Genomic DNA, 18,363 nt, shown 5'->3' on the forward strand with positions numbered 1-18,363 from the left:
TCTCCTTGAATTAGAGCTTATACCTAAAGCTCGATCTGATGCACCCTCGGCTCACTCGCCGCAGGCGGCACTTTCCCTTCCATGATCGCCGCAATGTCGCGGCGCAGGAAATCGAGCGGGCCGATCACCGGTAGCGCCTGCGGCGCGAAGCGGGCGTTGTCGCTTGCCGATTTCAGCACGCGACGGTCCTGATGCAGCGCGATGGTGAAGAGCGGCTTGAAGGCGAGCGCCTTCAGCTCGCCGAGCAGGCCCTGGCGCCGGCCGATCAGCCAGCCGACGCCCTCGACGGTACGCTCGTCGGCCTGGCGCAGATGGAAGGTCGTGGCGAGCACCAGCCCGTTCCCGCCCCAATATTCGAGTTCGGCGATGCCGGGATGGCGGAAGCGACCGATGGTTTTCACCCGCTCGCCTTCCAGCAGCCGGCTGATCAGCCCTTGCTGGCGATCCTCGCCGGTGTAGGTCGCCTCCACCCAGCCCTCGCCGCCGGTCACCTCGACCCGGACCTGATGGCGCTTCGAGGTCAGGCCGCGCAGCAGGCCCTTATGCGTGAAGTGGGTGTGGGTGGCATCGAGGATGTTCTCGGCGACATCGATGAGGGTCGACTGCGTCGATGAGCGCACCCGCCGCACGATGATGTCCTTGCCCTGCATGCAATGGAGGTAAGGTTCGCCCCGCGGCGAGCCGGACGAGACGAAGACGACGCCGTCGCGCTCGATCGCCGCGTAGCGGCGGACCCGGTAATGCGGCATCGCGCCGACATGGCCGGGAATGGCGGTGCAGCGGCCTTCGCCGTCATACCGCCAACCGTGGTAGGGGCATTCGATCTCGCCGCCGACCACCTTGCCGGTCGAGAGCTCGACCAGCCGATGCGGGCAGCGGTCGAACAGGGCGGCAATGCCCTGCGCCGAGCGGAACAGCACCATAGGCCGGCCATCGAGCAGGATGCGCTTCGGCCGCTTGCCGATGTCGGCCGAGAGCGCCACCGCCTGCCAGAAATCCTTGCTGTGATCACGGCGCTCGCTCACAGTTCGAACCTCCTCAGCAGGGGAATGCCAATTCCCGCCAGCACCGTTTCCATGATGCGGATTGCGACACGCTTGCGAAGCGGAAGGTGCGCGGCGTAGACCGCGTTGTACTCGATCGCGGCAATGGCGCCGCGCAGGCGTTTGAAGCTTGCGGCGCCGGCGCTCATGTTGAAGAACTGGCCGCGCGCGCTGGCATGGTCCTGCCCCATCGCCATCACCATGCGATAAAGCCCCTCGCCGAGCGGCAGGCCGGTGTCGTAGCCGACGATGGGCTGGGTGAGCGTGCCGCCATTTTCGAACAGCCCGGTGACCGCGACCAGCTCGCCGCCCGGCCGGCGCAGGCCGGCAAGGCTGATGATGCCGCGCCGATGCATCTCGGCGATGTAGCGGGCCGTGTAGTGTGGATTGAGCAGCGTGTATTTCTCCAGATAGAGCATGTTGTAGAGCTGCTCGGCGCGCGCATAGTCGGCCTCGGTGAAATCGGCATCGCCGATCCGCTCGAAGGGCGTGGTGCCGAGCTGCTTGCGGTCGCGTTTCAGGTTCTTCGTCACGGCGGGCGCGGCGCCGCGGTCGGCGAAGATATAGATCTGACGCGCCGCCAGCATGCGAAAGCCCTCTGCCTTCAGCGCTGCGATGCTCGCCGGATCGGCGATCTCGTTCAGCGAGCGGATGACGATGGCGCGATCGGGAAAGCGCGCGACCAGCGCCGATCTGAGTGCGGCAACAGTTTGCCGGTCGAGCAGCGGCACCGGATTGGTGGAATAGAGCCAGTTGTTGGCCTGCGCCTGATGGTCGAGGCCGCTTGCCCTGACCAGCGGCGCGCAGGCGCCGATCAGAGCCGCGAGCGAGCGGCGCAGCAGCGGGTGGGTGGCGAAGTTGCGTGTCTCGTCTATCGCATAGTCGATATAGGCGCCGGACGGACAGCAGATATAGCAGTTCGGCGCTTCACTGGCATCGTTGAGCGTCAGCGGGAACGTCCGGCCCGCGACCTCGAAGGTCTCGACCCTGGTCGTCAGGTTGGCGATGAGGTCGCCGACCGGTATCTCGTTGAACAGGTGCACGAAAGCTTCGACCTTGGCCGGATTGTTTTCGACCCGGTCAGCCTGCTGGATCAGCTTTTCCGCGGCGGCCGTCCGGCTCATGGCGCCCGCTCCAGCCGGCATTCGACGCGACGCAGCTTTCGGCTTGTTTCCAGCGACAACGAAGTGCGGACGAGATCGACCGTCGCATCGGCCTTTCGCGCTTCCAGCAGCACGCGCACCGCCTGATGAGCGGCGGCTGCCGCCTCGTCGGCGAGTGCCGGCGGAAGCCTGAGCTCGATCCAGTCCGGCGCAATCTGGACGAGCCGAAAATCGTCGATGCGGCGGTCGGCTTTGAGCACGGCGTTGCGCAGCACGTCCGGTGTGATCAGGATCGGACCGCCTTTCGAGGACAGGCGGAAGACATCGTCCATGCGGCCGACGATCTCGTCCACGCAACGCAGCGGCGAGCCGCAGCGGCAAGGCTGACCGGAAAGCCGCAGCAGGTCGTTCATGCGGTAGCGCGCCATGATCTGCGTTCGGCGGCGGAAAGCCGTGACCAGCGGCGTCACCAGCCCCTCGCCTGCCGGCTCGAATTCGAAGTAGACGGAGTCCTCGGCAAGATGTAGGCCGCCCTGCCGGCAGGTTACGGCGAACAGGCCTTCGGTCGCCATGTAGATCTGGTCGAGCGGCAACCGGAAGAAAGCTTCTATGACAGGACGGTCGACCGGATCGAGCGTCTCGGCGGCGGAGAAGATACGCTTCGGCTGGAGCCGGAAGCCTTCGATCGCGAGGTGCCGCAAGATCTTCGGCGGCGCGATGATCACTGTCGGATCGAAGCTTTCCAGCGCCGCACGCCAGTGCTCCGGCCCGAGCGTCAAGTCGAAGAAGGCGAGCTTGATCAGCCGCGACTTGCGGGCGCTGTCATAGAGCCCGGTGTTCTGCGGCAGGATGACGGCGACGCGCATGCCGCGCCAGAGAAGATCGGGGGCCGCCTTGGCGAGGATCGTGCCCAGCCAGCGGTATTTTTCCGCCTCGGAGATCACGAACAGGCCGCGATTGCCAGACGTGCCTGTGCTGGCGCCGACAGCAAGCGAACCGGCGCGGCCGTCGCGCGCCAGCGCCGCCCAGGCCTCGGCGGCGGCAAGGCCATGGATGTTGAATTCGTCGAAGCGCGCCATCAGCAGCGCCTTGTCGGTGACCGGCAGGTCGGCGAGACGGGCCGGCGCCTTGCCGTAAAACGGCGCGCGCGGCAGGTCGCGGTCGAGGAAGCGGCGCAAGGCCGCCGCCTGCCAGCGTTCGAAGTCGGCGCGGCTCTTGCGCGAGACCCGGCGCGTCAGGGCAAAGGAGCCAACCGCCTCCGCCAGAGCGCTCATCCCGCCTCCGGATCGCTCGATGAGAGATCGTAGGATGTCGGCGCAGGGTCATGGCAGAGCATCACCTCGCCGCCAGTGGCGAGGAAGCGGCAGAGCATGGCGCTGGTCGGCTCTATCGCCGCGGCATCCTCGGCAATCAGCGTTGCCGGGAAGCCTGGCGTGCGGTTTTCCGTCAAGGCGGCGAGCAGCCATTGCACGTCGACGGCATAGAGCAGCGGCCGCTCGAGGCTGGCGAACAGCAGGCCGAACTGGCCGTCGGCATGTCCAGGAAGATCGACCGCGATCACGCTGCCGTCGCCGAAAAGGTCCGTGCCGCCGGGGAAGCCGTCGCGCGCGTCGACGCACGGCTTGGAGGACAGGCCGTCCAACCGCGTTTCGAAATCCGGCGGAAAGAGCTCGGTGAAGACGCCGTGGCGCAAGTTCTGTCGCGGCGTGCGGGATCTGACCCGCGCCCAGGCCGCGTCGCTGGCGATGAAGCGCGCCTTGGGAAACAGCGACAGGCCGGAAATGTGATCGGCATGAAAATGGGTGACTATGACGGTGCGGATGTCATCAGGCGACAGGCCGAAGCGCTTCAGCACCGGCAAGACCTGTTCGGCGGCGTTGAGGTCGGGTTTCAGCAGCGCGCCGTAGAGCCGCAGCATCCGGCCGCGCCGCTCGCCGGTGAGCGCCTCCGGCGTGTAACCCGTGTCGACCAGCACCGGACCGGCGACGGGATGAAAGATCAGCCCGTAGCGGACGCGCAGCCGCACGCTCCGCCACGACCCACCGCGCAGGATCAGCCGCTCGGCGGCGCTGACGCAGGCACTGTTGGCAAAGACCATCTTCATAGCGTGGCCCTGCCGGCGAAGGTGCGATCGAGCCCTTGCTCGAAGGAAATCTTTGGCGCCCAACCGAGCACGCGCTTCGCCTTGGAGAGATCGAGGCTCTGCGCATAGGCGAAGAGGCCGAGCCCGTAGCGGGTGACCGGCGGCTCGGGCCGGCCGGGCAGTCTGAGCGCCACCGCTTCCATCAGTCCGGCCGCCAGCATCGCCGGCATGAGCGGCATCGGCCGCCAGCGCGCCCCGATCCCGGCGCGGGCGCAGGCCTCGTCGGCGATGCGGCGCACCGGCAGCACCTCGCCGCCGGAGATGTTGAAGATCTTGCTCTCGGTCTCCCTGGGTGCTGTGAGCGCCGCCATGACCGCATCGACGACATCGTCGACATGGGTGAGGTCGATCGCGGCCCGGCCGCCGCGAAACAGCGGCAGCGGCCTTCTCTTCGCCGCCTTGATCAGCCGCGGCAGCAGCGCGCGGTCGCCGGCGCCATAGATGCCGCGCGGCCGCAGCACCACCGGATGGACGGCTGGCGCGGCGAGCACGATCCGCTCCGCCTCGCGCTTGGTGAGTGCGTAGTGGTTGACGGGCTCCGGCAAAGCCGCGTCCTCAACAAGATCGAGCTGGTCGCGAAAGGCAAAGCAGACGGACGGGCTGGAGATGTGGACGAAGCGGCTGACACCTTGCCGCACCGCGAAGTCGAGGAGGCTTCGCGTCGCCGTGACGTTCGCGGCCGCGAAATCCTGCAACCGGCCGAAGGGCGCCGAGAGCGCGGCGCAATGGATGATCCGTTCGACCTTGCTAAGCCTCGGATCGAACACGCCGTCGAGCGGCCGTGCGAGATCGTGGCGGATGATGCGATGGCCGGCGGCTTCGAGCGCGGCGCAGCGTGCCGCATCGCGGCCGAGCCCGAGCGCCAGCGTGCCGGATGCAGCCAGCCGCCGGAGCACGTGAGAGCCCAAGAAACCGCTGGCGCCGGTGACGAGCACGACCATGGTCAGGCTTCCAGCGCCATGCCGCCGAACGACACGCCGGCCGACGTGCCGAGGAAGAGCAGCTTCGTGCCCGGCGTCACGCGCCCCTCGCGGCGTGCGACATCGAGCGCGAAGGGGATGGAGGCGGCGATCTGGTTGCCGAAGCTGGCGGCAATATCGACCAATCTTTCCGGCGCGAAGCCCGTCTGGCGCGCCATATGCGCGAGCGCGAACGGGCTCGCCTGATGCGGCACGACGAGATCGACGTCGTCATGCCGCCAACCGGCACGTTCCAGCAGCGCCGAGACGAAGCCGTTGAAATGGCGGGACGTCAGGCGGAACAGCTCCTTGCCATCCATATGGAACAGGCTGTGGCGGGCGAACTCTTCCGGCTGCTTGTGGAAATCGAAGCGCGTGCCGCCGGAACCGATGCCGCAGGCCTCCCAGGCGGACGGATAGGTGCGCATCAGGCTGGCCGCCAGCCTGCCCTCGCCGGGCTCGGCCCTGCGCAGCACGGCTGCCGCCGCGCCGTCGCCGAAGAGTGCTGCAACCTCCGGCGCGTCCCGCCAAGGCAAAGCACGCGAGGCGACCTCCGACGAGAACACCAGCGCCGCCTCGCATTGCCCGGCCTCGATCATGCGGCCGGCTGTCTCGAAAGCGGTGAGGAAGCCAAGGCAGGTGCTGTTGACATCGAAGGCGGCGGCCGTGCCGTCGGCAAGGCCGAGGCGATGCATGACGAGAGGCGCCGTCGCCGGCAGCGGCTGGTAGGGCACGCCGCTGCCGCCAATGATCAGATCGACATCGCTTGGACCAAGCCCGGCGTCGTCGAGCGCAAGACGCGCGGCGGCGCAGGCGAGATCGATCTGCGATTCGGCCGCGCAGACATAGCGCTGGACGACACCGGTGGCGCTTTCAAGCGCGCCCCGGCCGAGGCCCAGCCTCTCCTCCAGCGTACGAGTAGTGACGCACTCTGCCGGCACCGCCCTGCCGGTTCCGACGACCCTGATCCGCATCCTCCCCCCATGGGCGCACTCGCGTTTATCTAAACCAAAATGCGGTCGATAGCGATGTTCATGAGGCTCGGCTGATCACTTCAAGCAACAAGAAACTTGAGGCCTTGTTGCCAATTGCCGATGTGTCAAGCAGCGCGCCAAGCAGCGAGGGCGGTCCAAGCTACGGGTCAACCTTGTCCCAGAAACCGCCTCACCGCTCCCATGAATTCCGCCGGGCGCTCGACATTGAGCAGATGAACGCCCGGGAGCAGCACGAGCTCGGCGCCGGGAACCGTCGCCGCGATCGCCTCGCTGTGGCTGGCGAGCGTGACCTTGTCGTCTTCGCCGCCAATCACCAGCGTCGGCGCGATGATCAGCGAAATCGGGCGGCGCAGGTCGGCGTCGCGCACGGCGGCGAAGCATCCGGCAAGTCCTTGCGGCGACATTGCCAGGATCGCGGCGTGGAATTCCTCGACGGTGTCGTTCTCGCCGGCAAGCATCGAGGCAGGGAACCAGTTGCGCATGAACATGTCCGCCGTGGCCGACAGGTCGCTTGCCGCAAGCACGTTGCGGATCTGCTCGTCGAAATAGGACGCGGGTCCCAGATGCGGCGAGGTGTTGGAGAGAATCAAGCGCTCGATGCGTTCCGGCGCATGGATGCCCAGCCACTGGCCGACGAAGCCGCCGAGCGACAGGCCGAGGAAATGCACGCGGGCGAGCCCGAGGAAATCGAGCAGTTCGAGCACGTCGCGACCCAGCCGGTCGAGCGAATAGGCGCCGGCCGGCGCGTCGGAACCGCCATGGCCGCGAAAATCGTAGCGCAGCACCCGGAAGGATTTGGCGAGCTCTGCAACCTGGCCATCCCACATGTGGAAGGTCGTGGCGATGGAATTCGACAGCACAAGCACCGGCCGGTCTTCCGGGCCGTCGAACCTGTAGGCGATGCGCGCGCCGTCGCCCGCCGTGAAATGAAGCGTTTCGGTCATTTTGGATCCTTATCTTGATCAGGCGGGAGGTCGTCCCGCGTCGTTTCGATGAGGACGTTAGTCTGGTTACTATCGAAGAAAATTACTATGATTCGACGATCTCTGTAGGATGTTACGACAATGCACGATTTGAAGCTCCACGATCTGAGGTGCTTCGACGCCGTGGCGAGCGAAGGCAGTTTTCAGGCCGCCGCGCTTGTCCTGAGCCGGACGCATCCTTCCGTCTTCGCCGCGGTCGCACGACTGGAAGAGCAGCTCGGCCTCACCCTGCTCGACCGCAGCGGCTATCGGGTGAGCCTGACGGATGAAGGCCGGCAGTTCCAAGCGCGCGCCCGGCTGGCGCTACGCGAGCTCGAACATCTCCAGAGCTATGCGAGGCAGCTGGCGAGCGGCGAGGAAACCGTCCTGCGTGTGGTGATGGGCGACGTCTGCCCGAGGCCTAGAATACTCGGCCTGCTCAGCCGCTTCTTCGCCGAACGGACCCGCACGCGCCTGCATCTGGAATATGAGGCGATCAGCGGGCCGATCGAACGGCTGATGGACGCCGAGGCCGATCTCGTCTTCCATCGCGCCAACCCATCCGATCCGCAGCTCGAGCGGATCGATCTTTGCCAGGTTAACTTCGTGCCGGTGGCGGCGCCGAGCTTTCTGCCCTTCGACAAAGAACATGACATCACCCCGGAAGCGATGCGGCCCTTCACCCAATGCGTGATACGCGATACCGCGCGGCGCCCCTCGCCGGAGAATTTCTTCGTCATCGACGGCGCGCATTCCTGCTCGACGCCGGACCATATGATGAAGAAGGAGCTGATCCTTCACGGCCTTGCCTGGGGCCATCTGCCGGAATGGCTGATCGAGGACGAGCTTCGAGACGGGAGGCTGATCTCCATCGCCGGCAGGCATATCCCCGGCCGCACCGAAACCGTTGCGGCAGTGCGGCGCCGCGACCGGCCGCACGGGCCGGTGGCCGAGGCGCTTTGGCTTTATCTGCAGGAGCAGGGACGCGACCAAACCCCAGAGAATCGGGGCAGCGTTCCTTAAGCCTTGCGCTCCCAGCGCCGGTCAGGCGTCTGCTGCCAATAGGTGACGGCGTGGCCGGCTTCCTTCATCGTCTTCCAGTGGCCGCGCGCGCCTTCGAGCTGTGCCGCGTCGTGGCCGTCGAACAGAAAGACCGCCCGCTCGTAGCCGGAAAGATTGGGCGGGGTCGCGCCATCGACGAGGAAACGGATCTGCGCGGCGTTCGGATTGCCCTCCCCCGTGGTCAGCAGGATCGGTTGCTCGGCCGGGTATGCCTCGCGGTCGGTGGCATGCGCCAGGAAGGAATCGTCGCGGAAAGTCCACAGATGCTGGTCGAGCGCGTCGCGCCGCTCCTCGGTTCCGGTCTGCACGACGGCGCGCCAGCCGCGCTCGACGCTGCGCTCGAGCAGGCCGGGCAGCGCCTCCTCGAGCGTCGATTCCGTCAGATGATAGAAGAGGATGTCGGCCACCTCGAAAGCCTATCCTTCATAGTGGTCGCGCACCAGCCTGTCGAGCAGCCGCACACCGAAGCCCGAGCCCCAGGACTGGTTGATCTCGTTCGCCGGTGCGCCCATCGCCGTGCCTGCGATGTCGAGATGGGCCCAGGGCGTGTCCTTGACGAAACGCTGCAGGAACTGCGCGGCGATGATGGCGCCGCCGTAGCGGCCGCCGATGTTCTTCATGTCGGCGTTCTTGGAATCGATCAGCTTGTCGTATTCGGCGCCGAGCGGCATGCGCCACAGCCGCTCCTGCGTCGCCTGACCAGCGTCGGTCAGGCGGCCCGCCAGCTCATCATTGTTGGAGAACAGGCCGGCATAGTGCTGGCCGAGCGCGACCATGATGGCGCCGGTAAGCGTCGCCAAATTGACCATGAACTTCGGCTTGAAGCGGTCGTTGGCGTACCAGAGCGCATCGGCGAGCACCAGGCGACCTTCGGCGTCGGTGTTGAGCACCTCGATCGTCTGGCCCGACATCGAGGTGACGATGTCGCCCGGACGCTGCGCGTGGCCGTCGACCGCGTTCTCGACCAGGCCGATGACGCCGACGACATTGGCCTTGGCCTTGCGCGCGGCCAGCGCATGGATCAGGCCGGTGACGGCGGCGGCTCCGCCCATGTCGCCCTTCATGTCCTCCATGCCGGAGGCCGGCTTCATCGAATTGCCGCCGGTGTCGAAGGTGACGCCCTTGCCTATGAAGGCGACCGGCGCATCCTTGGCCTTGCCGCCCTTCCATTGCATCACCGCGATGCGGGCGCCGCGCGGCGAGCCTTGCGCGACGCCAAGCAGCGAGCCCATGCCGAGCTTCTTCATTTCCTTCTCGGTCAGGATGTCGACCTCGACGCCGAGGGCTTCCAGTTGCTTTGCGCGTGCCGCGAACTCGACCGGCCCAAGCGCATTGGCCGGCTCGTTGACGAGGTCGCGGGCCAAAAGCACGCCACCGATCACCGCTTCCTCCTCGGCGAAGGCTTTTTTCGCGGCGGACGGGTCGGCGCAGTGGATGGTTACCTTGGCGGGCTTCGCCGCCTCGGCCTTTTTGGCTTCGGGCTGGCCGTTTTCCCTTTCTTTCCTGGTCTTGTATTTGTCGAATCCGTAGCTGCGCAGGAGGATGCCGGCGGCGAGGTTCGCCGCCTGCCTGGCTTCCGGCTGTAGCTCCGGCAGGTCGAGGATCACGGCGACTTCCGCAGCCTTGCGCAGCGCGGCGGCAACGGCGCCGCCGAGCTTCAGCCAGGCATAGTCATCGAGGTTCGCAACCTTGCCGGCGCCGATCGCCACCAGCCGGTCGACCGACGTCCCTTCCGGCGCCAGCACCTCGGCCGAGCTCGCGAACTTGCCGGAGAAATCGGCGACCGGAAACGCGCGCGCCAATGCGCCGGCCGGGTCGCAGGCCTTCGCGGCATCGCCAAGGCCGCCGCCGTCGGCCGCAAGCACGAAGACGCTGCCTTTTTTGGGCGCGGCGAATTTGGCGAAGGCAATCGAAGGTCTCGAAGTCATCAGATCCTGCTTTCGGGGTGAGGCGCCGCGAACCGGCTTTCAAGCGTGCGCGACATTTGGTCGTTTTCGGGCATTTGGCAAGACTTTGGCCGAAATCGCTGTCTATATCGGCGCCGAAATCAACGAAGGATTCGTCGCGGCGCGACCTAAGCTTCCTGCCGCAACCTATTGTTAACCATCGATGTTTTGCATTTCTTATCGATTGACGCGGAGACTCCGCCGCGCCGGGGCGCGTGGCATGGGGGCGACGAACCAGATGAGCCGCTTGCGGACCCGGTTGTACAGGCGCCGGCGGATGACTACCTTGTCGGCGGGCATGATGCCGTTCGGCACAATCGAGAAAAGCCTTCATGAAGGTCGTTGAACGCTACATCATGCGTCGCACCGCCGCGATGTTCCTGGCCGCGCTGGTCTGGACGCTGGCGATCGTGTGGACGACGCAGGTGCTCGCCAAGATCGACCTCGTCACCGACAGCGGCCAGTCGGCGCTGACCTTCTTCGAAGTCGCGGCCCTGATCATCCCCTCGATCGTCCCGATCGTGGTGCCGTTCGCGCTGGTGGTCGCGGTGGCACAGACGCTGAGCGCCATGAACACGGATTCGGAACTGGCGGTGATCAATGCCGCGGGCGCCTCGCGCTGGACGATCGCGCGACCGATCCTTTTGCTCGCGCTGGCGGCCAGCGTCTTTTCCTTCGCCGTCGACAATGGCGTCGATCCCTATGCCAGGCAGAAGAACCGGCAGCTGGTGGCGGCCTCGCGCGCCGACCTGCTGTCGCTGATCATCCAGGAAGGCACGTTCCGCAAGATCGACGAAGGCCTGTTCCTGCAGATCGGCGAGCGGCTGCCCGACAACAAGCTCGGCGGCATCTTCGTCGCCGATTCGCGCGAAGAAGGCGCCAACCTCACCTATTACGCCAAGACCGGCAGCATCGTCGAAAAGGGCGACGAGAAGGTGCTGATGATGAATGACGGCGTCATCAACCGCAAATCGGTGACCGGCGACCTCTCCGTCATCCGCTTCACCTCCTACGCCTTCGACCTGTCCGCCTTCATGTCGGCCGCGAACGAGATCACGCTGCTGCCCAAGGACCGGACGACGCCATACCTGCTCAACCCGGATCCCAACGACAGGATGTATCAGCGCCAGCCCGGCAGCTACACGGCGGAGGTCAACCAGCGTTTCTCCGAATGGTCCTATTCGCTGGTGTTCGCGCTGATCGCGCTGGCCGTCGCCGGCGACGCGCGCTCGCATCGCGAGGCGCGCATCCATCCGCTGATCACGGCGATCGCCATCGCCCTTTTCGTGCGCTGGCTCGGTTTCTTCGCCGCGGGCAAGGCCGACAAGGTCTGGTACTACGCCTATCTGGTCTATGGCGTGCCGATCGCGGCGTCGGCGATCTCCGTCTGGTTCATCGTCTCCTCGCGCAGCATGGAACTGCCCACCGCCTGGGCCGACTGGATGACAAATCTCGCCGGACGGGTCAGCGAGGGCTGGACCGCGCTCAAGCTGTGGCTCGCCCGCCGCGGCACCTCCGGCCAGGGGGCCTGACGATGGGCTGGACACTGGGCCGCTATTTCTTCTTTCGCTATGTGACGATTACCATCTGGTTCTTTCTCGGCCTGCTGGCGCTGGTGTTCCTGATCGACTTCACCGAGCTCTCGGGCCGCACGACCGGGCTGCCGGGCTTCACCTACGGCACCGCCTTCGCCATTTCGGCGCTGAGGATGCCGATGATCATGCTGCAGACGGTGCCGTTCGTCGGGTTGTTCTCGGCGATGGCGACGCTGGTGTCGCTCAACCGCCGCTACGAGCTGGTCATCGCACGCTCGGCAGGCGTTTCGGCCTGGCAGTTCCTGTTCCCGTGCTGCGTCGGCGCGCTGATGTTCGGCGTGATTTCCGTCGGCGTGCTCAATCCGATCGCCGCGCATGGGTTCTCCTGGTCCGAGCAGATGGAAAACCAGCTCAGGGCCGGCAAGTCGAACGCCGTCCCGGAGGATACGACGCCGTGGCTGAGGCAAAAGACCAGCTCCGGCGACACCATCATCGGTGCCCGCGCCATCCTCAACCAGGGGCTGGAGATGGCTGACGCGGTGTTCTTCGTCCTCGACCAGAAGGGCAACATCGTCGAGCGCAAGGATGCCGCGCACGCCTTCCTGCGCGACGGCTATTGGGAACTGCAGGACGTCAAGGTGTTCAAGGACGGCAACATCCGTCCCGAGGCTTCCGACCGCGTGCCCACCAACCTCAAGCCGGAATTCGTGCAGGAGCGCCTGGCGCGCCCGGAAACCATCCCGTTCTACGAGCTGCCGGCCAAGATCGAGGTTGCCCGCTCCTTCGGGCTCAAGGCAAATGCCTTCGCCATGCAGTTTGATTCGCTGGTGGCGCTGCCGTTCCTCCTCGTCGCCATGACGCTGATTGCGGCAACAGTTTCAATGCGATTTGCGCGAATGGGGCAGTCGGCGACGATGATTCTGGGTGGCGTCCTGGCCGGCTTTCTGCTTTATGTCGTTTCGGTACTGGTCAAGGCATTCGGGGTCGCCGGATTCGTGCCTACAATGGTGGCTGCATGGGTTCCGGTTGTCGTGGCTATGTTCTTCGGGGTGACTTTTCTGCTATACAAGGAAGACGGCTAGTGAGGGAGGCTGGTTTGCGCAGCCATAGTAGGCAGGCCGGTTTGGCACGCCTTTATGGGGCGACCGCCTTGGCATGTCTGTTCGCTTGCGTGGTACCGTCGGTACCGGCGCTGGCGCAGACTATCACGGCAAAGCCTGTTCCCTCCGGCACGCAGATGCTGCTGGCCGCCGATACGCTCGTCTATGACAACGACAAGCACACGGTGACCGCCGTCGGCGGCGTGCAGATCGACTATGGCGGCAACAAGCTCGTCGCCCAGCGCGTGGTGTACAACCGCGATACCAAGCGCCTCGTCGCCAGCGGCGCCGTCGAGCTGATCAACAGCGACGGCACCAAGATCAATTCCGACCATATCGACATCACCGACGATTTCGCCGACGGCTTCGTCAACGCGCTGCGCGTCGAGACGGTCGAGAGGGCTTATTTCGCCGCCGAGAGCGGCGAGCGCATGGGCGGCGTGCTGACGACGTTCCACAACGGCATCTACACCGCCTGCGAACCCTGCGAGGACAGGCCCGATTCGGCGCCGACATGGCGCGTCAAGGCGAGAAAGATCATCTGGAACGGCGAGAAGAAGACGGTTCGCTTCGAGAACGCGAATTTCGAGTTCTTCGGCTATCCGCTCGCCTATCTGCCGGCCTTCGAGATCGCCGACCCGACGGTCAAGCGCAAGAGCGGCTTCCTGATCCCGGGCATCGTCTACAACAACCATCTCGGCGTCGGCGTCAAAGTCCCCTATTATTTCGCGCTCTCGCCGACCTACGACCTGACCACCACCGGGACCGGCTACACCAAGCAGGGCTTCCTCGGCGAGGCCGAATGGCGCCAGCGCTTCAACGATGGCCAATACAGCCTGAAGATCGCCGGCATCCAGCAGCAGGATCCCGACGCGTTCATCGCCACGGGCAATCGTCATACCGTCGATTCGGGAGATCTCAACGATCCCAACAAGTTCCGCGGCATGATGGGCACCAAGGGCCAGTTCGCCATCAACGAGCGCTGGAACTTCGGCTGGGACGTGCTCCTCCAGACCGACAAGAATTTTTCACGCACTTACAACATCGACGGCTACAACGATCTCGTCCACCAGTCGTCGATCTATCTGACGGGCCTGAGCGACCGCAATTATTTCGACGTCAGGGCCATGCGCTTCGAGGTGCAGGAAGACACGCTGTCCAGCGATCCGACGGCGCGCGCGGCCAAGCAGCCCTGGGTGCTGCCGTCGTTCGACTACGCCTATATCCCCGACATGGCGGTGGCCGGCGGCCAGTTGTCGGTCAACGTCAATGCGCGGGTCATCAGCCGCGACCGGCTGGATGCGGTGCTAGCCGATAACGCCGTTCCGACCTCCATCAACAACGTGCGCGGCCTCGAGGGCCAGTCCAGCCGGCTGACGGCGGAAGCCGAATGGAAGCGCACCTTCACCACCGATGGCGGCCTGCAGTTGACGCCGCTGCTCGCGCTGCGCGGCGACACCGGCTATGTGTCGGCCACGTCCGCGTCGCTGGCCGCGGTCAACCAGATGGCAGCGAATCTCGGCGAGGACGTCGACATGCGCTCCTCACTCGCACGTTACATGGCTACGCTCGGCCTGGAGATGCGTTGGCCGTTGCTGTTCTCGATGCCGAACTCCAGCCACATACTGGAGCCGACGGCGCAGGTCTTCGTGCGCCCGAACGAGCAATATGTCGGTGGCCTCGCCGTTCCAAACGAGGACGCGCAGAGCTTCGTCTTCGACGCCACGACGCTGTTCGAGCGCGACAAGTTCTCAGGTTACGACCGCATTGAGGGCGGCACGCGCGCCAATGTCGGCTTCCGCTATTCGGGCGCCTATGAAAATGGCTGGGGCACCAACGCCATCTTTGGCCAGTCCTACCAATTGGGCGGCGAGAACTCCTTCGACGCGCCGGACCTCGTCAATGCCGGCGCTTACTCGGGACTGCAGACCGCGAAATCCGACTATGTAGGCCTCATCGGCTTCAACAGCCCGAGCGGCTTCTCCGGCTCGCTCAGCGGCCGTTTCGACGAGCAGACCTTCGAGGTCAGGCGCGCGGAGATCAAGGCCGCCTATTCGGGCCTGCCGGTTTCGCTCAGCGCCAAATATGCCTTCATCCAGGCGCAGCCGCTCTACGGCTTCACCACGGACCGGCACGAGGTCACGCTCGGCGCCTCGACTCACCTTGCCGAGAACTGGCGCGTCTTCGGGACTGGCACTTACGATCTAGAGACAAGCGTCCTGGTCAAGGACGGCGTCGGCTTCGCTTACAATGATTCCTGCTTCACCTATGTGATGACGTTCTCTGAGAGCCGCGATACGGTCACCAAGGAAGTGTCGCAGAATATCGGCTTCAACCTGTCGTTCCGCACGCTCGGCGATTTCGGCACGTCGACCAGCGCCGTCGACACGATCCAGTAAGCGAAGGCAGGCGAGCATCGCGGCAGAGCGTCGATTTGGCGCGCGTAACGGCTGCAGAGCTTGATTTGGAGCGCATAGCTTCGAAAATGGGACCGATTCTCGGGGACATGCGCCGGCGACATCGTTTCGCCGCATAGGACGGGCAAGGGGTCGACCACGTAGCGCAAGCGTTCGGAGGACGTGCGGCGCCATCGTGGCGGGCAAGAATTGGGAAGGTGAGATGAGGAAATACCTGTTTTCGGCAGGGTTCGCGCTGCTGGTTGCGGCGACCTCGGTTTCGATCACGGCGATGACGCCGCCGGCGTTCGCCAGCCAGATCAAATACATCGTCAACAACATACCGATCACCACCGGCGACATCGCGCACCGCGCCGCATTCTTCAAACTGCAACGCAAGAAAGGCGATGCGGCGAAGGAAATGATCGACCAGACGCTGCGCCTTGCCGAGGCCAAGCGGCTCGGCATCCGCATAACCGACCAGCAGGTCGATGCCGCCTATCAGCGCTTTGCCTCCAACAACAAGATGCCGCTGGCGAAGCTCGACGCGATCATGTCGCAATCGGGCGTCACCAAGGAGCATTTCAAGGAATTCATCCGTGCGCAGATGGCCTGGAACCAGGCGCTCGGCGCGCGCTACCGTTCCGGCGAGGGCGGCTCGGTGACCGAGCAGGACGCGGTCCGCCGCATGCTCGACAAGGGCGGCTCCAAGCCGACCGCCATGGAATACATGCTGCAGCAGGTGATCTTCGTGGTGCCGGCGTCCGAGCGCTCGGCCACGCTCGCCAAGCGCAAGCGCGAGGCCGATGCCATGCGCGCGCGCTTCAACGGCTGCAACACCACGCGCGAATTCGCCAAGGGGCTGATCGACGTCACGGTGCGCGATCTCGGCCGCGTGCTGGCGCCGCAATTGCCGTCCGACTGGGCCGACCAGATCAAGGCGACCAAGGTTGGCGGCGCGACCCCGACGCGCGAGACCGAGCGTGGCGTCGAATTCATCGGCATCTGCTCTTCGCGCGAGGTTTCCGACGACAAGGCCGCGCAGATGGTGTTCCAGGCCGAAGGCAGCAACGACAAGGACGCCGACGAGCTCAGCAAGAAATATGTCGACGAACTGCGCAAGAAGGCCACCATCGTCGAGCGCTAGGCCGTTTCGGCGCATGACAAAACAAGGCTCGATCCGCCTGCCCTGCCGCGAGGCAGGCACGGCGCCCCGCAGGACACCATGAGCATGCGCAGAACCGACGCGCCGTTGGCGCTCAGCGTCGGCGATCCCTCCGGTGTCGGACCCGAGATCGCCATCGCCGCCTGGCAGGCGGGCGACAGCGCCGGCGTGCCGCCCTTCTACCTGCTCGCCGATCCGGCCCTGATCGAGGCCCGCGCGCGCGAAGTCGGCGCAACGATAGCGATCATGGAGACCTCGCCGGGGCAAGCGGCGCATCATTTTCCCCGCGCGCTGCCCGTCGTTCCGCTCTACGCCCGTCATCTGGACAGTCCTGGAAAGCCGAATCCGGCCAATGCCGCGGGCACCATCGAAGCGATCGACCGCGCCGTCGCCGACTGCCTCGCCGGCCACGCTGCCGCGGTGGTCACTTGCCCCATCGCCAAGAAGCCGCTCTACGACGCCGGCTTCCGCTTTCCCGGCCACACCGAGTACCTGGCGCATCTGGCCTCGCGCCACACCGGCGCCGAGGTGACGCCGGTGATGCTGCTTGCCGGACCCGAACTGCGCACCGTTCCGGTCACCATCCACATCGCGCTCGCCGAGGTGCCGAAAGTCCTGACGACGGAACTGATCGTGGCCACGGGCCGCATCACCGCCGCCGATCTCAAAAGCCGTTTCGGCGTCGCGCGGCCGCGGCTCGCCGTCGCGGGGCTCAATCCGCATGCCGGCGAAGGCGGTGCGATGGGCTCGGAGGACCTTTCCATCGTGCTGCCGGCCGTCGAGGCCCTCCAAGCCGAAGGCATCGATGCGGTCGGACCGCTGCCGGCCGACACCATGTTCCACCCGCGGGCGCGCGCCGGCTATGACGCTGCGCTTTGCATGTATCACGACCAGGCGCTGATCCCGGCCAAGGCGCTGGCCTTCGACGAGGCCGTCAACGTCACGCTAGGCCTGCCCTTCATCCGCACCTCGCCTGACCACGGCACGGCCTTCGATATCGCCGGCAAGGGCATTGCGCGCGCCGACAGCCTGATTGCCGCGCTGAGGCTCGCGCGCCGGCTTGCCGACAGCGGCCGACACGCCGCGGCCGCATGAGGCTTGGGTTGAGCGGGGGGCGCACGACCATCGACGGATTGCCGCCGCTGCGCGAGGTGATCGAGCGCCATGGCCTGCAGGCGAAGAAGTCGCTCGGGCAGAACTTCCTGCTCGACCTCAATTTGACCAGCAAGATCGCGCGCGCGGCCGGCGAGCTTGGCGAAGCGACGGTGATCGAGGTCGGCCCCGGCCCCGGCGGACTGACCCGGGCGCTGCTTTTCAACGGCGCCAGCCGCGTGATCGCCATCGAGCGCGACGAGCGCTGCCTGGAGGCTCTGGCGGAGGTGTCCAGCCATTATCCCGGCCGGCTCGAAGTCATTCCCGGCGATGCGCTCAAGACCGATTTCGCTGCGCTTGCCGGCACGGCGAATGGCGGGCCGGTGAAGATCGCCGCCAACCTGCCCTACAATATCGGCACAGAACTGCTGATCCGCTGGCTGACGACGGCCGAATGGCCGCCCTTCTATCAATCGATGACGCTGATGTTCCAGCGCGAGGTGGCCGAGCGCATCACCGCCGGTCCGGGCAGCGACGCCTATGGCCGGCTCGGCGTGCTGGCCGGCTGGCGCACCGAGGCAAAAATCGCCTTCGACGTGCCGCCGCAGGCTTTCATCCCGCCGCCCAAGGTCACTTCCTCGGTGGTGCACCTGGTGCCGCGCGCATCCCCGCTGCCCGCCGATGGCAAGAGGCTGGGCCGCGTCACCGAAGCCGCCTTCGGCCAGCGCCGCAAGATGCTGCGGCAAAGCGTGAAGAGCCTCGGCGGCGAAGCGCTGCTCACCCGCGCCGGCATCGACCCGACGCGCCGCGCCGAGACGCTCAGCGTGGAAGAGTTCGTGAGGCTGACGAACGCCCTATAGGC

The 18,363-nt window shown here is 65.8% G+C and carries 16 protein-coding genes; 7 read left to right on the plus strand and 9 right to left on the minus strand.

The genetic code is table 11. The features are described from left to right. Window positions 1-23: 23 nt before the first annotated feature. The 7 genes from QAZ47_RS26140 to QAZ47_RS26170 form a co-directional block, all read right to left on the minus strand. Window positions 24-1,025 (minus strand): Rieske 2Fe-2S domain-containing protein, encoded by a 1,002-nt coding sequence (locus QAZ47_RS26140; RefSeq protein WP_278231266.1) that lies wholly within the window; start codon window positions 1,023-1,025, stop codon window positions 24-26. Then, a complete protein-coding gene (locus QAZ47_RS26145) occupies window positions 1,022-2,167 on the minus strand; it encodes a GNAT family N-acetyltransferase (RefSeq protein ID WP_278231267.1) in 1,146 nt (381 codons plus the stop codon). The genes QAZ47_RS26140 and QAZ47_RS26145 overlap by 4 nt, the downstream gene beginning before the upstream one ends. Beyond that, complete coding sequence (locus tag QAZ47_RS26150; RefSeq protein ID WP_278231268.1) at window positions 2,164-3,420, minus strand: F390 synthetase-related protein; 1,257 nt, start codon at window positions 3,418-3,420, stop codon at window positions 2,164-2,166. The genes QAZ47_RS26145 and QAZ47_RS26150 overlap by 4 nt, the downstream gene beginning before the upstream one ends. Then, entirely contained in the window at window positions 3,417-4,250 is an 834-nt protein-coding gene (locus QAZ47_RS26155) for an MBL fold metallo-hydrolase (RefSeq protein ID WP_278231269.1), read from the minus strand. The genes QAZ47_RS26150 and QAZ47_RS26155 overlap by 4 nt, the downstream gene beginning before the upstream one ends. Next, on the minus strand, window positions 4,247-5,230 hold the full coding sequence (locus tag QAZ47_RS26160) for an NAD(P)-dependent oxidoreductase (RefSeq protein WP_278231270.1): 984 nt from the start codon (window positions 5,228-5,230) through the stop codon (window positions 4,247-4,249). The genes QAZ47_RS26155 and QAZ47_RS26160 overlap by 4 nt, the downstream gene beginning before the upstream one ends. 2 nt (window positions 5,231-5,232) lie before the next feature. Further along, window positions 5,233-6,222 (minus strand): 3-oxoacyl-[acyl-carrier-protein] synthase III C-terminal domain-containing protein, encoded by a 990-nt coding sequence (locus QAZ47_RS26165; RefSeq protein WP_278231271.1) that lies wholly within the window; start codon window positions 6,220-6,222, stop codon window positions 5,233-5,235. 167 nt (window positions 6,223-6,389) lie between these two features. After that, window positions 6,390-7,187, minus strand: coding sequence for an alpha/beta fold hydrolase (locus QAZ47_RS26170; RefSeq protein WP_278231272.1), 798 nt, complete (start codon window positions 7,185-7,187; stop codon window positions 6,390-6,392). A gap of 120 nt (window positions 7,188-7,307) precedes the next feature. Here QAZ47_RS26170 and QAZ47_RS26175 point away from each other — a divergent pair, with 120 nt between their 5' ends. After that, window positions 7,308-8,228, plus strand: coding sequence for a LysR family transcriptional regulator (locus tag QAZ47_RS26175; RefSeq protein WP_278231273.1), 921 nt, complete (start codon window positions 7,308-7,310; stop codon window positions 8,226-8,228). Here the strand turns inward: QAZ47_RS26175 and QAZ47_RS26180 are convergent. Together QAZ47_RS26180 and QAZ47_RS26185 are read right to left on the minus strand one after the other, a co-directional pair. After that, window positions 8,225-8,674 carry a DNA polymerase III subunit chi gene (locus QAZ47_RS26180; RefSeq protein ID WP_278231274.1) on the minus strand — a complete coding sequence of 150 codons (450 nt, stop codon included), beginning with the start codon at window positions 8,672-8,674 and terminating at the stop codon, window positions 8,225-8,227. The genes QAZ47_RS26175 and QAZ47_RS26180 overlap by 4 nt on opposite strands. Before the next feature lie 9 nt (window positions 8,675-8,683). Next, window positions 8,684-10,195, minus strand: a complete 1,512-nt coding sequence (locus QAZ47_RS26185; protein ID WP_278231275.1) for a leucyl aminopeptidase — start codon at window positions 10,193-10,195, stop codon at window positions 8,684-8,686. 350 nt (window positions 10,196-10,545) lie between these two features. Here QAZ47_RS26185 and lptF point away from each other — a divergent pair, with 350 nt between their 5' ends. The 6 genes from lptF to rsmA all read left to right on the plus strand — a co-directional run bounded on the left by lptF (window position 10,546) and on the right by rsmA (window position 18,361). Next, window positions 10,546-11,745, plus strand: a complete 1,200-nt coding sequence (lptF, locus tag QAZ47_RS26190) for an LPS export ABC transporter permease LptF (RefSeq protein ID WP_278203628.1) — start codon at window positions 10,546-10,548, stop codon at window positions 11,743-11,745. A gap of 2 nt (window positions 11,746-11,747) precedes the next feature. Beyond that, on the plus strand, window positions 11,748-12,830 hold the full coding sequence (gene lptG / locus QAZ47_RS26195; RefSeq protein WP_278231276.1) for an LPS export ABC transporter permease LptG: 1,083 nt from the start codon (window positions 11,748-11,750) through the stop codon (window positions 12,828-12,830). Continuing rightward, the gene (locus tag QAZ47_RS26200) at window positions 12,830-15,247 is read left to right on the plus strand and encodes an LPS-assembly protein LptD (RefSeq protein ID WP_278231277.1); all 2,418 of its coding nucleotides are present in this window, start codon (window positions 12,830-12,832) and stop codon (window positions 15,245-15,247) included. The genes lptG and QAZ47_RS26200 overlap by 1 nt, the downstream gene beginning before the upstream one ends. A gap of 220 nt (window positions 15,248-15,467) precedes the next feature. After that, entirely contained in the window at window positions 15,468-16,391 is a 924-nt protein-coding gene (locus QAZ47_RS26205; RefSeq protein WP_278076455.1) for a peptidylprolyl isomerase, read from the plus strand. An 84-nt stretch (window positions 16,392-16,475) separates the two neighbouring features. After that, on the plus strand, window positions 16,476-17,504 hold the full coding sequence (pdxA, locus tag QAZ47_RS26210; RefSeq protein ID WP_278233877.1) for a 4-hydroxythreonine-4-phosphate dehydrogenase PdxA: 1,029 nt from the start codon (window positions 16,476-16,478) through the stop codon (window positions 17,502-17,504). Window positions 17,505-17,512: 8 nt separating this feature from the next. Then, the gene (gene rsmA / locus QAZ47_RS26215) at window positions 17,513-18,361 is read left to right on the plus strand and encodes a 16S rRNA (adenine(1518)-N(6)/adenine(1519)-N(6))-dimethyltransferase RsmA (protein WP_278231278.1); all 849 of its coding nucleotides are present in this window, start codon (window positions 17,513-17,515) and stop codon (window positions 18,359-18,361) included. Window positions 18,362-18,363 lie beyond the last annotated feature (2 nt).

It is taken from the genome of Mesorhizobium sp. WSM4904, from assembly GCF_029674545.1.
In the GTDB taxonomy this organism is placed as follows: domain Bacteria; phylum Pseudomonadota; class Alphaproteobacteria; order Rhizobiales; family Rhizobiaceae; genus Mesorhizobium.

Excerpts from the sequence above, each read along its gene's own strand:
- QAZ47_RS26145 (WP_278231267.1), bottom strand. The coding sequence starts at position 2,167 with ATGAGCCGGACGGCCGCCGCGGAAAAGCTGATCCAGCAGGCTGACCGG.
- QAZ47_RS26150 (WP_278231268.1), bottom strand. The coding sequence starts at position 3,420 with ATGAGCGCTCTGGCGGAGGCGGTTGGCTCCTTTGCCCTGACGCGCCGG.
- QAZ47_RS26155 (WP_278231269.1), bottom strand. The coding sequence starts at position 4,250 with ATGAAGATGGTCTTTGCCAACAGTGCCTGCGTCAGCGCCGCCGAGCGG.
- QAZ47_RS26160 (WP_278231270.1), bottom strand. The coding sequence starts at position 5,230 with ATGGTCGTGCTCGTCACCGGCGCCAGCGGTTTCTTGGGCTCTCACGTG.
- QAZ47_RS26165 (WP_278231271.1), bottom strand. The coding sequence starts at position 6,222 with ATGCGGATCAGGGTCGTCGGAACCGGCAGGGCGGTGCCGGCAGAGTGC.
- QAZ47_RS26170 (WP_278231272.1), bottom strand. The coding sequence starts at position 7,187 with ATGACCGAAACGCTTCATTTCACGGCGGGCGACGGCGCGCGCATCGCC.
- QAZ47_RS26175 (WP_278231273.1), top strand. The coding sequence starts at position 7,308 with ATGCACGATTTGAAGCTCCACGATCTGAGGTGCTTCGACGCCGTGGCG.
- QAZ47_RS26185 (WP_278231275.1), bottom strand. The coding sequence starts at position 10,195 with ATGACTTCGAGACCTTCGATTGCCTTCGCCAAATTCGCCGCGCCCAAA.
- lptF (WP_278203628.1), top strand. The coding sequence starts at position 10,546 with ATGAAGGTCGTTGAACGCTACATCATGCGTCGCACCGCCGCGATGTTC.
- lptG (WP_278231276.1), top strand. The coding sequence starts at position 11,748 with ATGGGCTGGACACTGGGCCGCTATTTCTTCTTTCGCTATGTGACGATT.
- QAZ47_RS26205 (WP_278076455.1), top strand. The coding sequence starts at position 15,468 with ATGAGGAAATACCTGTTTTCGGCAGGGTTCGCGCTGCTGGTTGCGGCG.
- pdxA (WP_278233877.1), top strand. The coding sequence starts at position 16,476 with ATGCGCAGAACCGACGCGCCGTTGGCGCTCAGCGTCGGCGATCCCTCC.